This window comes from Neobacillus drentensis NBRC 102427, from assembly GCF_001591445.1.
In the GTDB taxonomy this organism is placed as follows: domain Bacteria; phylum Bacillota; class Bacilli; order Bacillales; family Cytobacillaceae; genus Neobacillus; species Neobacillus drentensis.
Window position 1 is genome coordinate 1 of record NZ_BCUX01000045.1, and the last position, 13,366, is coordinate 13,366.

Below are 13,366 nucleotides of genomic sequence, written 5' to 3' on the forward strand. Positions count from 1 at the left end.
CTGGACAATTTTCAATGTCGAAATTTATATTTGATTTTTGAACATGAAAAGGCCTGACAAAAGTCAGGCCTCTATTTATGCGTTTAAATCTTTCTTTTTATAAAAAATAAAAGTTACCGCTAATAATAATGCAATTAAAAGGACCGATAGGACAATAAAGATGCCCTCGAGCCCACCGCCAAACATCACATTTTTGGCATCAAAGTATTTAAATGGGGTGAAATATTTCAGGTTTTCTATGTCCTCGTTCAAATCGATGGCAATCGATAACATATACGTAAGGAGAAGGACACCCGTTGCTAGCGATGGAGCGGCTTTCGGCTTCTTTTTTACCGCCGCTAGTGCACTGCCAATCGCCAGAAACAAAACTTGTAAAATAAACATGCCTGTCATCGTAAGAGCGATATCGCCATTAACGGATTCCCTGGCGCTGTTGTATTTCCCAACGAGAACAATCAACGACACCCAAGTTACAAGATTGAAGATGGCGATATTTGTGAAAGCAGCCAATAACTTTGCACTAATAATCGTATTTCTGGAAATGGGTTTGACAAATAGAAACTCCGCGGTTTTGTCTCGCTCTTCCTTAGCAATAATTGATGCCCCGAGCATGGCTGCGTGGATTGTCGCCATTAACAATAAATAAATATACAGCATGGAATAATAACCGCTAATCTTCGATAAATCGACGACACCGAAACCGATGATGGCCTTCATCGATTTTGGCAGATCGGCAATCAAATCATTAATCGATTGGCCCGATGAGGAATAGGCCTCATATTTAGCCATCCCTGACGCTACCATTAGGAAAACGCCAATGCTCCAAAATATAATCGACTTTCGATAGGATCTTAGTTCTTTTAAAAATACATTCATGACCAAACCCCTCCATTTCACAGCTATACAGCGTGAATATCCTTTTTTAGATAAACAAAATAACTCGCTGTGATGGCTAGAACAATACTGACTGCCCCGACAATCAAAAAGGATGATTCATAGCCGGCATGTTTGATGATATAGGCGGTGTCGAAATATTTAAACGGCGAGATATAACGTTTTGCTTCCTCACCCGTTGTGCTGCTAAACATCCCCAGAAAATAGAACGCAAAAACAGTAGTCAGGGAGACGGTCAATACTGACTTAATCTTTGGGACAATTACAGAAATCATCATCCCTAAAGCAAGGAAAATCAGCTGGATAAAAAACATCGTAAGTGAAAGCATGATAAGCACTTTAAGGCTAAAATCAGCTGTCTTGATTTGTAATGTAATCAGGATTGTTACGGCCAGATAAACGATATTTGTCATCACAATCGACGCAAATGCCGCCATTAATTTGGATGTTAACACTGCTGTCCTTGTTACAGGCTTAGTTAACAGAAAATCAGCTGTTTTTTCACGGACTTCTTTACTGACTATGCTTGTGCCAAGATTCATTCCCTGAATCGCACCGCACAAGGTAATGAAGGATAACGGGAAGCAATAGAAGCCGAGAATTGTAAAGAAGTTCCCCAGATTAAACCCAATCGCATTCCGGATGGCCTCCGGATACCCTTCCATGATTTTTTGGAAACTCTCTGCATCCTTCGCAAAGGCTGGATAAAACGACATGAATAGCGCAATAATCAACACTAACGATACAGACCAAATAATTGTCGACTTCCGATAAGCCTTCAATTCATGAAAAAAGATATTCATAGTTTTTCAGGCCTCCTTTTCGTAGTAGTGCAAAAAGATCTCCTCAAGGTCAGGCTCTTCAATCCAAAGATTCACAAGTTCAATGTCCGCTAGTTTTTTCATGATGGCATTGATGTTCCCTCTAAATAAAAAGCTTGTAGAGTTTTCTTTGATTTCTAAGTTATTGACGCCGTTAATGTTGAAGTAATTCGACTCGAGTGGTATTTTCGTTTCCACTTTAAACTTCTTATAGTTGTTTTCTTGTAGGGTACTAATCTTTTCCACTGTAACAATCTTACCTTCTTTAATGATGGCAACCCGATTACATAAGCGTTGTACCTCGCTAAGAATGTGCGACGAAAAGAGGATGGTTGCCCCTTTTTTATTCTCTTCTTCTAAGAGCTCAAAGAATTTCTGCTGCATCAGCGGGTCGAGGCCACTGGTTGGTTCGTCCAGGATAATCAGCTTGGGTTGATGGAGCAGGCCTTGAACAATCCCGACTTTCTTTTTATTTCCCAAGGAAAGGTCATCAATTTTTTTATTGAGATCGAGGTCCATAATTTCAGCCAATTCTTTGATTCTTTTACTGCAATCCTTTTTATAAAAACTAGCTGAATATTTTAATAGGTCCTTTACTTTCATATTGTCATAGTAAAAAACTTCGGAAGGCAAATAACCAATTTCTTTTTTAATTTCAGGTGCAAATTGAACACAGTCTTTCCCAAAAATGGTCGCACTGCCGCTGGTAGGGTAGATGAGCGACAAAAGTGTTCGGATCGTTGTTGATTTACCAGCGCCATTTGGTCCAATGAAGCCAAAAATTTCGCCTTCCTCGACATGAAAACTGATGTCCGTGATCCCTCTTGATTTGCCATACATTTTTGTAAGGTTGTTGATTTCAATCACATTCATCGTAAGAACCCCCTTATTTATAAAAAACTCTCGTTAAGATTTGAAAGTATTCCTCTGCTTCCGTCTGGATTGTTAGATAATCAATCTCATGGGTTGGTGACAACTTTGCCTGCGCTAATGCTTCATCACTCATTTTTTCAAACGTCCAGTTAATGATTTTTAAGATTTTGGTGAGATCCACATCATCCCTAAATTTTGTATAATCAATGCCTTCATACGCTTTTCCAATATTGATATGAGTAATTTCCGCTTTCTTTTTATCAAACTCGACCTTTATTTCCGCGGATTCCTCCAAAAATACCTCTTGCATAAACTTAAAGATATCCGGATAGGTAGCAAGCATTTCTATTTTAATTCCGATGGCCTGCCTCATTCGCATAAAAAAGTCAGTCTCTTGGAAGTTAATTTTTTTGTAAAATTCATCGATAACGATTTCATAGCAGTAATCAAAAATAAATAAGAACAACTGCTTCTTATTCTGAAAATAATGGAACAGCAATCCCTTTGAAATCCCAGCTTCTTTGACGATTTCATTGGTTGATGCCCGGTCATATCCCTTCTCAGCAAATTCCTTTATGGCGGCATTTATAATTCGATCTTGTTTTTCTTTATCTAAGTTGAGAAATTTCGAAAACATTGTTGCGGCCCTCCTTTTTCACCTATTGACCACATCAGTCAACCACAGTTTACTCCCGTTGACTCTTCCGGTCAATAGTGGCCAAGCTATAATTTTTACAAAATTATGTATTGGCCGTTTGTTGTATAGTATGGCATATCGGGATGTGATACGATGCAAGCTCGAGAGTAATCAATCTCAAAATCCTATTAACCCGAAAACGTGTAACCGTTCTCTCTTAGTGATATGATATTTATGAATTCAACCACAAAAAGGGGAGTGTAGTGCAATTGAAAAATGAGCTTATTGAAAGATTTACTTCCTATGTTAAAATCGACACCCAGTCGAATGAAAACAGCGAAACTTGTCCATCCACAGAGGGGCAGTGGACATTAGCCCACATGTTGGTCAACGAATTAAAATCAATTGGGATGCAAGAAGTAACCATCGATAAAAATGGCTATGTGATGGCGACCTTACCGTCGAATACAAACAAAGAAGTGCCTACTATCGGCTTCCTCGCCCATGTCGATACCGCCACAGATTTTACCGGGAAAAATGTTAACCCGCAAATCGTCGAAAATTATGATGGCAAGGAAATCGTCTTAAACGAGGCGCTTAAAGTAGTGATGTCTCCAAAGGATTTTCCAAGCCTTCCTGAATACAAAGGTCACACCTTAATCACGACCGACGGTACGACGCTGCTTGGAGCGGACAACAAAGCCGGCATCACGGAGATCATGACGGCGATGGCCTACCTGCTTAATCATCCGGAAATTAAACACGGTAAGGTCCGCGTTGCGTTCACCCCGGATGAGGAAATCGGCAGAGGTCCACATAAGTTTGACGTTGCGGCATTCCAAGCGAGGCATGCGTATACGGTCGATGGCGGTCCGCTCGGCGAGTTAGAGTTCGAAAGCTTCAACGCCGCAGCAGCTAAGATTACGATTAAAGGAAACAACATTCACCCGGGTTCCGCAAAAGACAAAATGGTCAACTCGATGAAAATCGGGATGGAATTACATAGCAAGCTCCCTGTACAGGAAGTGCCGGAACATACCGAAGGATACGAAGGCTTCTTCCATCTGCTCTCATTCAATGGGGATGTGGAACTGACAAAGCTCCACTATATTATTAGAGATCACGACATGGAGAAATTCCAGGCTAGAAAAACGCTCATCGAAAACATCGTCAATGAGTTCAAAACGAATTACGGCAGCGACAACATCCAACTAGAACTAAACGACCAATATTACAACATGGGTGAAAAGATTAAACCGGTGATGGAAATCGTCGACATTGCCCATGAGGCGATGGTGAACCTCGGCATTACGCCTATTGTCAAACCAATCCGCGGCGGCACTGATGGCTCACAGCTTTCATATATGGGTCTGCCCACGCCAAATATTTTTACCGGTGGCGAGAATTTCCATGGTAAATTTGAATTTATTTCCGTTGATAATATGATCAAAGCAACCAACACAGTCATTGAAATCATCAAATTGACAGAACAAAAGGCATAAAAATTCCACAAAAAAAGCTAACTGCACTCGATCCCTGCAGTTAGCTTTTTAAGTACTTCATAAAAGAAGCGCCGAAGCGCACTGTTTAAGACTAGATACCGTTTCTTCAAGTTGAGTATGCAGCTGCTCGATCGACCATTTCCCGCCATTATTCACTAAGTCCTTTTGAATCAATAAAGTCATCCAAAGCGAGAACACAGATGCAAATAAATAATACTCATTGATAAAGGCCGCGCGGTCAACCTCATACACCACCTGACTAAGATAATACTCCAAAATTCTCTCCCGTAATGGACTCGTTATCTTTTTTGGGAAAAGGGGATGAGACAGATCCACCAGATGAAACAAATCCCAGTGGGGCAAATTAAGATGGGTGTGTTCCCAGTCCAAAATCTTCAACTCATTATCGACGATTGCGAAATTCCCTGTATGCAAATCGCCATGAGTTAACACTTGTTTCTCGGAAAAACCAAATCGATTAAGTTTTGAAAATAAGCTATCAACAAGGCTTTCCTCCACATTTAGTGCTGGCAATAAACGATATAATTCGTCTTTTTTAAAACAAATTTCTGAAACCATTTCCTCTATTCGTGGTTTCAGTCCGTTTAAAGGAATATTACCTAATTTCCCCACAGGAAGCGAATGCCACCAGGCTAACCACTTAATCACTGCCATAACACTACCCTCATTAAAATCGTGGGACAGCGGGCCAAGGTCTTCTAGAATCATCCAATTTAGTTCGGTCCTTTCACTGATAGAAAAGGAAATAATTTTTGGATATATTTTCGGGAATTGGGGAAGAATATGATTATGAACCCAAACCTCTTTTCCCAATTGGCCATCATTTGTTAGTGGTTTAAAAATGTAGCTTTGTGTTGGGGACAGATAAAATCTTTCTACAAATCTACCATTCATACCTTTATAGAGGATTTCCCTGTTCACGATTAATTCATCGTTAAGTGTGCCGCTTTCTAAGACTATATTAGTTGGCAGCTCCATTAACTCACCACCACATCCATTAATAGTTTCATAGATTTAAAATAATTAACGATATATTCTTATTCGCAACATATGAAATGCATGACAGAATATTTTCCTCCACTATGGTCACAATAACATTGGTTCGATTTTTCAAGGAGGTTAGGCAGAATGGATAACAGAAATACACACGAATTTGTAGACCAGCTTCATGAAAAACAGGAAAAGGACCAGAAAAATAAACAGCGACAAGCTACTGGTCAAAAAAGTCAACGGTTACCTAACAAACAGCATTAATCACAAAAAAGGTTCAGCCACACAGCCGCAATAAAGCAGCCCGTGAGGTTGGACCTTTAATTATTATTTATTCATATTTGCCAAAAATCCGCCAAGCAAATCGTCGATATCTTCTTCGATATCCTCATCTACAACTACTGGCTCCTTATCCTTATCCTTATCCTTAGCACCATCCCAATCAAAGTCACTAAGGTCATCATCCAGCTCATTTAAGTCGATAGGGGAGGGTGGTTGCTCTTCCTGGGCCGCAGAACTTTCTTGGTAACCAGTATTATTCATATAATTCCTAGGCAGTTCCTCGGGAAATACTTCTTCTTGAAGGTACAAGGCCTCGTCGATATCTAATGAACGGCTGTTTAAGGACGCAAGTAAAGCAGTGGAGCGGACTGGATCAGCGATAAGCTGATAAAGAATACTTCCTAGTAATGCTTCTGAGTGCTCATGCTTTAACCAATCTCGTTGCGCCTTGGTTAATTTCTGGGGGAGGGGGATCGTAATCGTTTCCTTTTCCCGCGCATGGGAACTATTCACTCCATGCATCACAAACTCAGCAATTTTACTTGAAAAATTTCTTCTCTCTGTCTCTTTTAACTTTTGTAAATGTTTTAAGATATGGTCAGGTGTATCAGAGGGGACGCGAAAGGAAATTGCCTGCCCCCTCTGAACCTCATTTGAGGTTGATTTATTCATATGATCACCTTATTTATCTTTTTACAGGTTCAACTTTAACTGCATTTTGTTTCTCTGCTTTACGAACAAAGTCCATGATGAGTTTATAATAAGCATTCGCCATCATCCAAATACTTTCTTTCTCATCCTCAAAGAAATCAATATTATAACCGTCTAAATTGTTATTTAATGTTTTAAGGTATTCCTTTAAGACATTGGCACCGCCGCCTACAAAGTAGCAAATTTCTGTCTGTGAGTTCTTAAGCCAAACATTACGCAATAAACGATATTGTTTCTTGGCTAAATCAAGCAGAATTCGGTCCGTAATATCATGCACACTTGTCCTGCTTCCTTTAACCATAATATGATTCCGATCGCTTTTCTTGGTGATAATTTCAACCACATCGCGGCGGCTGTCTAATTCCACACCATGCTTGGAGCGGATTTCTTCGCGAATCGCTTCTAATGATTCTGAAACCCCAAGATTAAAGCCTTGTGCTTTATCATCATCGACATTGCGATTTTTGATGACAGCGATATCTGTTGATAATCCGCCGATATCCTGAATTAATATGCGTTTATCAATCAGATCTTTATTAATCACTTTTCCGTTATTGTCTAAAACAAGATTAATAAATGCGGCGAATCCTTCTGGATATACCTTAACTTCCTCAAATTTAATATTTACTTTCAATCCTTGATACTTAGGTGTAACTAAGAACTCCACTTGGTGAACAGAACCAACTAATTTAGAACGATAGCCAGCATCTTTACCTTCCTTTACTTCGCGAAGGGGGAGACCTGTTCCCAATGTATAGTTAGCATCAATCACATTTTTTGTACGCGGGAAAGCATGTGAATTATTTTCCTTTACTGCGTCTAAAGCTAAGGTTGCAAAAAGCATAATTAATGTTTGATCTTCCTCAGACTTGCTGCTGCCAGGATCTAACTCCATCGCATTATTACTTTTCGTAGCTAAATTACCAATACGGAAAATTCCGTTGTTCTCTTTTAAAGCAGGGGAGTGGACCTTGATATGAATTCCATCTAATGGATTTTTTGAATCAAGTTCTTCAATACCAATAACAGGTCGGTCTTCTGTATCCCTAGCAATTATGTTTGGAATATTCAATTCATATTCTAATTCGCCAAAAATGGCCTTAATCGAGTCATTACCAACATCAATTGCCGCAACTCTGGATTTGGTCATAAAATATCATTCCTTTTCATTTAATAGATTTATTTTTTTTATAATTATGTAGTTCTAGTTTACCTCTTTAAGAGTATAGAAGAATACTAGATTCTTCAATAATTTCCTCTTAAAAATAATATAACTGTAAAAATGTAAACAATGTGTAAACTTTAGCGCTTTGTTTACATTTTTGTAAACAACAATAACAAACCTGTAAACATAGCGTCGTTGCAACGTGTGTACAAGTTCGTATACATGTAAACGTCTTTGTAAACATCGTGTATACAAAAAGTAAACTTGTATACATAACTGTAAACAACAAGTATATTGCCGTAAACTTGTATACAAATTTGTTTACAATCCCAAAATACAGCAAATAAAAAACCTAAAGCATTCATTGCCTTAGGTCTGATAGCTGAGAGATGTCATTGCTGCTCTGAACGTAGTTTCCCCTCTTCTGTAACTGCAAAGCTCCGTTTCATTGTCTTTATTTGTTCAGGCTTCCGGAATCTCAATGCGGACCAATCCTCGTCAATAGCAATTTGTCTAACGGGTTCATAGCCTTCATAAGCTAGTAAGTACATAACCGTATCACGGCTGCAGTCCGAACCTTTGTATGTCTTCGATGATTTTTTAGGATAGCAAAGCCAGAACAGTCCATTATCTTTCACGAACCTTTCCGCATTCTTTGCAAAAGCTTGAAGCTCATCATTACTGGCTCCAAATACCTGGACAAAATCATAACCTTCTTCCAATTCACCTTGTTTATGGACATTCCCCTCAAAGGATGCCATCACTTCTTCATAAGCCCTTGGTGCGTTAATTATTAATACAGCTTGCCCTTGATCCTTAAACTGAAGTTTCTTGATAACTGACAAATGCAAATCCTCCTATCTACCCTTCGCTCATCGAACTAGCAACCATATCAGCGCCAACATAGAGATAATACCATTTTTCATTATAATTCAACCAGCCGGTCACTACCGTCTCTTTACTGCTAAGTTTGTACTTTTTCGCTAATATATTGGACGAGTCTGCAGTTATGTCTTCACTATTATCGAGATAATCCCATTGACTGTTGTTGACAAGCGCCTGCGTATTTTTGATAACGCCACTATCATTGAGGAAGTACCATCTGCCTTCAGAGTTGATCCAGCCAGTTTTCATTACACCCGAAGCATCGAGATAGTACCATTCCCCGCTATCCGCTAACCAGCCCGTTTTCATAGCTCCATCACGATCTAGGTAATACCTGCTTTCGCCGATAGATAACCAACCGGTTTTCATCACACCTTTTTGATCAAGATAATATTCCTTTCCGCCATCTACAATCCAGCCCGTCCTCATCGCTCCTGTAGGATCGAAGTAATATCGTTGTCCAGCCTTTTCCAACCAGCCCGTTTTCATTACACCTTTTTGATCGAGAAAATATTTTTGTCCATTCTGAGCTAACCAACCGGTCTTCATCACCCCAGCTTCGTCAAAGAAATACCTTTTCCCTTGAATGGACTGCCAGCCAGTCTTTACTTCGCCATCCAGATAGTAATACTTATTACCGCCTATTTCCGCCCAGCCATTGCCATATCCATTCGCTTTTGCAATCGATTCAAAGCTGCTGTCCGTATGAGTAATAATAACCACTGTATTTTTATTAACGTGGCTATAAAGCCAGATCACTTCTGAATTGTGCATCCGAACACAGCCAGAACTTGCATAGGTACCAATCGAATTTTCATTCGCATTCCCATGAATAGCATAGGTTGTCCCATAGGTGCCCCGTGCCTCTAATCCCAACCAACGTTTACCTAGAGGGTTCCGAGGATCTCCTCCAGGGATTTTCAATTTATAATAGGGTCGATTTACAATTTTAGTCACAATCCGAAATGTCCCTTCTGGAGTAAGAGACCTTGTTCTTCCCGTAGCCACTCTAAATTTTTTAACTAATTTTTCACTATCATAAAATGCCAATGTATTTGTCTTTTTGTTAATAATGATCAACTGTGATCCACCACTAGCATCTGCTTGGTTCTTAAATAAAAATAAGCTGAACAGCAAAACAAAAACAAAAATAATAGATAGTTTCTTCATTGTAATCTCCCCAATTATGTAGTTATTACTAAAAATAACATATGGAATCAGAATATTTTGTCAAAAAGTGGGGAGAAATTTCTTATACCTCTAGTTTATTTAAAGACTTAGTTTGTTTCTGGTGTCAGGCACCGTAAGACTTGAAAAAAAGATAGCATTTGGGTATGGTAAACTTACAATTCTCCACTTAAGGGTGTGTAACATGCGTATTAATAAATTTATTAGCGAGTCTGGTAAGGCATCTAGAAGAGGAGCAGATAAGTTAATTAGTGAAGGAAGAGTTACTATTAATGGGAAGGTTGCGGAAATTGGGAGCCAGGTTGAGCCCGGCGATGATGTTCGCATTAGCGGGAGCCCGATTAAAGTTACTGCAAATTATGTCTATATCGCCTTAAATAAACCTGTTGGAATTACGAGTACAACGGAAAGACATATCAAGGGAAATATCATCGACTTAGTCAATCATCCATTAAGAGTATTCCATATTGGCCGTTTGGATAAAGAATCTGATGGCTTAATCCTGCTGACGAATGACGGAGATATTGTAAACAAAATTTTGCGCGCTGAAAATAAGCATGAGAAAGAATATATCGTAACGGTTGACAAACCTATCACTCCTGAATTTTTAAAAAGAATGGCAGCCGGTGTCGAAATTCTGGATACAAAGACATTGCCTTGTAAAGTTACCCAACTTTCTAAATATGTTTTTCAAATCATCTTAACACAGGGCCTAAATCGGCAAATCCGCCGGATGTGTTCTGCACTTGGTTACGGAGTCGCTAGGCTGCAGCGGACGCGAATCATGAATATTCATTTAGGTAATCTGCCGATAGGACAGTGGCGCGACTTGTCAAAGAAAGAACGGAATCAATTATTTGCAGACCTCAATTATCAGCCGAAGGAATGGTAAAATAGGGGCAATCAAAAGCCTCATCTTGTTTTCCTATATGAATATTATTTCTCAATTAGACAAAAAATGATTCTAGATTGCCTACTTTATTTTTGCTAAAATAGAATTATGTTTTTTATTTGGAAACTTTAGAGGTGGAAAATTTGGATATCGGATCAAAAATTCGTACCATACGCAATCGAAAAAAAATCACGATTGCTCAAATGTGTGAAGGAACAGGGCTTTCAAAGGGATTTATCAGCAATGTTGAAAACAATAACACATCTCCATCGATTAGCACTTTACAAACCATCTCAACCTTCCTTGGGGTGCCGTTACCTTATTTATTGTTGGAAAAGAAACAGCACATGCGGGTTGTTCGAAAGGATGAGAGGACTTATTCGACCTTTAACAGCTTAAAAATAGAACATCTAACCTCCAAAGGCGGATTACGAATGATGCAGGTTGAATTTCCTCCAGGGGCTTCTATGGGTGAATTAAACGCCCATGAAGGCGAAGAATGTCATTTAGTGTTGCAGGGAAGAGTTCAAGCCGAACAAGGTGAAGACTCGATGATTATCGAAGAAGGGGACTCCTTCAGCTGGAATGCCAGTGTACCGCATTTCGTTAAAAATATTGGCGAGGGAAAAGCGGTTGTGTTAATTTCCATCTATTCCGACAGCGAACTAAATGACATTTTCTAATCTTGAGCTTCCCCTGGCTGACGACTGCCAATAATTGTGAAAAAAGGCTGACTAAAATGGAACTGTAGGTTCCTTTTCAGTCAGCCTTTTTTAAATTAAATCTGCTATTACCTCTTGTGCAGCCCTCTCTCCAGTCTCGACCGCTCCATTTAAATAACCCGGATAATGGATGGATGTGTGCTCACCGGCGAAGAAAATATTCCCTTCTCGTTCTCCTCCAATACCTGCAAATTTGGTGTATTGTCCTACTTTCCAATACGAATAGGCCCCTTTGGTCCACTGATTACTAAGCCAGTGATCTACGGTAGCTAACCCATTCCAATGACTTATACATCCTGGCAAAACAGGTTCTAGCTTGTCCAAAAATTCTTTCGTCGCCTCTATTAATTTCTTTTCTGTGAAGGCAAACTGCTGGGCAGCTGTTTCACCTCCTGTAAAATTAACAAGAATTCCTGAGCTGCCTCGTTGAGCTCGTGAAGCTTCAAACGTCTGCTGATAGCCTGTATCCGCAAATGTTTCACCATTATTGCCACGCTCATTCCAGAATCGATTGGAAAATTGGACATGCAGCTTTGTATTTACACCCATTCCCAACTCTTCAATCGCTGTCTTTTTTAAAGGACGAAAGCTTGCATTCTCATAATCTATCGTTCTTAAAATCCTAAAAGGTATCGCCATAATTACTTTATCTGCAATTACCTTCCATTCCTTTTCATTATGTCGAAAAACAAGCCTTATATTATTTTGACCGAACTGTTCAATCCTTATCAACTGGGAATGGAATCTAATATCTCCATCGAGTTTATTTGCTAATATAGCAGGGAGCTGGTCATTGCCACCCTTAATATGAAAGCATTCATCCGAGTCACCGTACATCCGAAAGTGCTCCTTTTGAGCAGACCCCAACAAATAAAGTAGATTTAAGGCACTTTGCTCGTGAGCATCCGCTCCATTTTCGATCGTATAGGCTAATGCTAATAATCGACCAAATCTTGATTGGATGCCTCCTGGAACTGTTTCATTAATATAGTCGGTGATGGACATATGATCTAGTTCCAATCCTCTATCCGTATAATGATTATAAAGGGTCGTTTCCCCAACATCGTTAAGATCCTTTTGTAGTTTTGGGAGGATTTTTATAAAATCATTCGTTACTTCAGCAAATGAATAGGGGCTTTTGTCAACGAAATAAAATGGGGTGCTATCAACAGGTTCTGCCTTGATTAAATGGTCGAATTCTAAACCTAGCTCTTTGGCTAGTTCCTGTATTTCGATATGGCAGGTATCTATTAATTCCCCGCCTCGCTCAACAATTTGACCATCTTTGAAAAATCCTCTTCGGGTCCAACAACGTCCCCCAACCCGATCCGTTGCTTCATAAATCGTTGCTGGAATTCCAGCCTGTTTCAGTCGGTAAGCACAGGTGAGCCCCGCCAATCCTGCTCCCACTATAACGATTCTAGGTGTTGGAGCATTACTCGTGTTCATGTTACAAAGTTCCATGTCATTAAGAAGAGCCACTTTTGAAGGATTATCGGCTCGTGTAATAGCTTGTCCGGTACTACTTTCTAACTCCATTCCAGTACCTGCCAACGCAAAGGATTTCTGCAGTATACTTGCTAATGGCGTTCGTGCCAAGAAAAACCAGCCCCTTTATGAAAAATAAAAGCCATGCCAATGATTGATTAACTATCGAAGGATAGTAATTATCAATAATTTATGCATGGAGTCTTAATTTGCATGGGACAAGAAGCCGGTTCCTTGATTTATTTTTTAATTCTCCATCTAGCAAAAAGGAAAACCTACCTTCCACAGCGTAAAA

14 protein-coding genes are annotated in these 13,366 nt (G+C 39.5%); 4 read left to right on the top strand and 10 right to left on the bottom strand.

Going from position 1 to position 13,366, the window contains the following annotated elements:
- Positions 1–75 precede the first annotated feature (75 nt).
- The 4 genes from BDR01S_RS18515 to BDR01S_RS18530 are packed head-to-tail and all read right to left on the bottom strand — an operon-like array spanning position 76 to position 3,225.
- Entirely contained in the window at positions 76–876 is an 801-nt protein-coding gene (locus tag BDR01S_RS18515) for an ABC transporter permease subunit (RefSeq protein WP_066248924.1), read from the bottom strand.
- 23 nt (positions 877–899) lie between these two features.
- Positions 900–1,697: an ABC transporter permease subunit gene (locus BDR01S_RS18520; RefSeq protein WP_066248927.1), complete on the bottom strand. Its 798-nt coding sequence runs from the start codon at positions 1,695–1,697 to the stop codon at positions 900–902.
- A 6-nt stretch (positions 1,698–1,703) separates the two neighbouring features.
- Positions 1,704–2,588, bottom strand: a complete 885-nt coding sequence (locus BDR01S_RS18525; protein WP_066248931.1) for an ABC transporter ATP-binding protein — start codon at positions 2,586–2,588, stop codon at positions 1,704–1,706.
- 13 nt (positions 2,589–2,601) lie between these two features.
- Positions 2,602–3,225: a TetR/AcrR family transcriptional regulator gene (locus BDR01S_RS18530; protein ID WP_066248932.1), complete on the bottom strand. Its 624-nt coding sequence runs from the start codon at positions 3,223–3,225 to the stop codon at positions 2,602–2,604.
- A 269-nt stretch (positions 3,226–3,494) separates the two neighbouring features.
- Here BDR01S_RS18530 and pepT point away from each other — a divergent pair, with 269 nt between their 5' ends.
- The gene (gene pepT, locus BDR01S_RS18535) at positions 3,495–4,727 is read left to right on the top strand and encodes a peptidase T (RefSeq protein ID WP_066259529.1); all 1,233 of its coding nucleotides are present in this window, start codon (positions 3,495–3,497) and stop codon (positions 4,725–4,727) included.
- Between the two features lie 57 nt (positions 4,728–4,784).
- On the opposite strand, the gene BDR01S_RS18540 is transcribed toward pepT, so the two are convergent.
- Positions 4,785–5,726, bottom strand: coding sequence for a phosphotransferase (locus BDR01S_RS18540; protein WP_066248935.1), 942 nt, complete (start codon positions 5,724–5,726; stop codon positions 4,785–4,787).
- Positions 5,727–5,876: 150 nt separating this feature from the next.
- Here BDR01S_RS18540 and BDR01S_RS25005 point away from each other — a divergent pair, with 150 nt between their 5' ends.
- The gene (locus BDR01S_RS25005) at positions 5,877–6,002 is read left to right on the top strand and encodes a DUF4023 domain-containing protein (protein ID WP_082797494.1); all 126 of its coding nucleotides are present in this window, start codon (positions 5,877–5,879) and stop codon (positions 6,000–6,002) included.
- Between the two features lie 63 nt (positions 6,003–6,065).
- Here the strand turns inward: BDR01S_RS25005 and BDR01S_RS18545 are convergent, their stop codons facing one another.
- The 4 genes from BDR01S_RS18545 to BDR01S_RS18560 all read right to left on the bottom strand — a co-directional run bounded on the left by BDR01S_RS18545 (position 6,066) and on the right by BDR01S_RS18560 (position 9,951).
- Positions 6,066–6,692 carry a hypothetical protein gene (locus BDR01S_RS18545; protein WP_066248938.1) on the bottom strand — a complete coding sequence of 209 codons (627 nt, stop codon included), beginning with the start codon at positions 6,690–6,692 and terminating at the stop codon, positions 6,066–6,068.
- 13 nt (positions 6,693–6,705) lie between these two features.
- Entirely contained in the window at positions 6,706–7,881 is a 1,176-nt protein-coding gene (locus BDR01S_RS18550) for a ParM/StbA family protein (RefSeq protein ID WP_066248940.1), read from the bottom strand.
- Between the two features lie 407 nt (positions 7,882–8,288).
- Complete coding sequence (locus BDR01S_RS18555) at positions 8,289–8,741, bottom strand: DUF3052 domain-containing protein (RefSeq protein WP_418303020.1); 453 nt, start codon at positions 8,739–8,741, stop codon at positions 8,289–8,291.
- A gap of 16 nt (positions 8,742–8,757) precedes the next feature.
- A complete protein-coding gene (locus BDR01S_RS18560; RefSeq protein WP_066248945.1) occupies positions 8,758–9,951 on the bottom strand; it encodes a L,D-transpeptidase family protein in 1,194 nt (397 codons plus the stop codon).
- Positions 9,952–10,144: 193 nt separating this feature from the next.
- On the opposite strand from BDR01S_RS18560, the gene rluF reads away from it, so the two are divergent.
- Together rluF and BDR01S_RS18570 are read left to right on the top strand one after the other, a co-directional pair.
- A complete protein-coding gene (gene rluF / locus BDR01S_RS18565) occupies positions 10,145–10,861 on the top strand; it encodes a 23S rRNA pseudouridine(2604) synthase RluF (RefSeq protein WP_174523460.1) in 717 nt (238 codons plus the stop codon).
- A gap of 143 nt (positions 10,862–11,004) precedes the next feature.
- Positions 11,005–11,544: a helix-turn-helix domain-containing protein gene (locus tag BDR01S_RS18570; RefSeq protein ID WP_066248951.1), complete on the top strand. Its 540-nt coding sequence runs from the start codon at positions 11,005–11,007 to the stop codon at positions 11,542–11,544.
- Positions 11,545–11,634: 90 nt separating this feature from the next.
- On the opposite strand, the gene BDR01S_RS18575 is transcribed toward BDR01S_RS18570, so the two are convergent.
- Positions 11,635–13,182, bottom strand: coding sequence for a flavin monoamine oxidase family protein (locus BDR01S_RS18575; protein WP_066248953.1), 1,548 nt, complete (start codon positions 13,180–13,182; stop codon positions 11,635–11,637).
- Between the last annotated feature and the right edge of the window lie 184 nt (positions 13,183–13,366).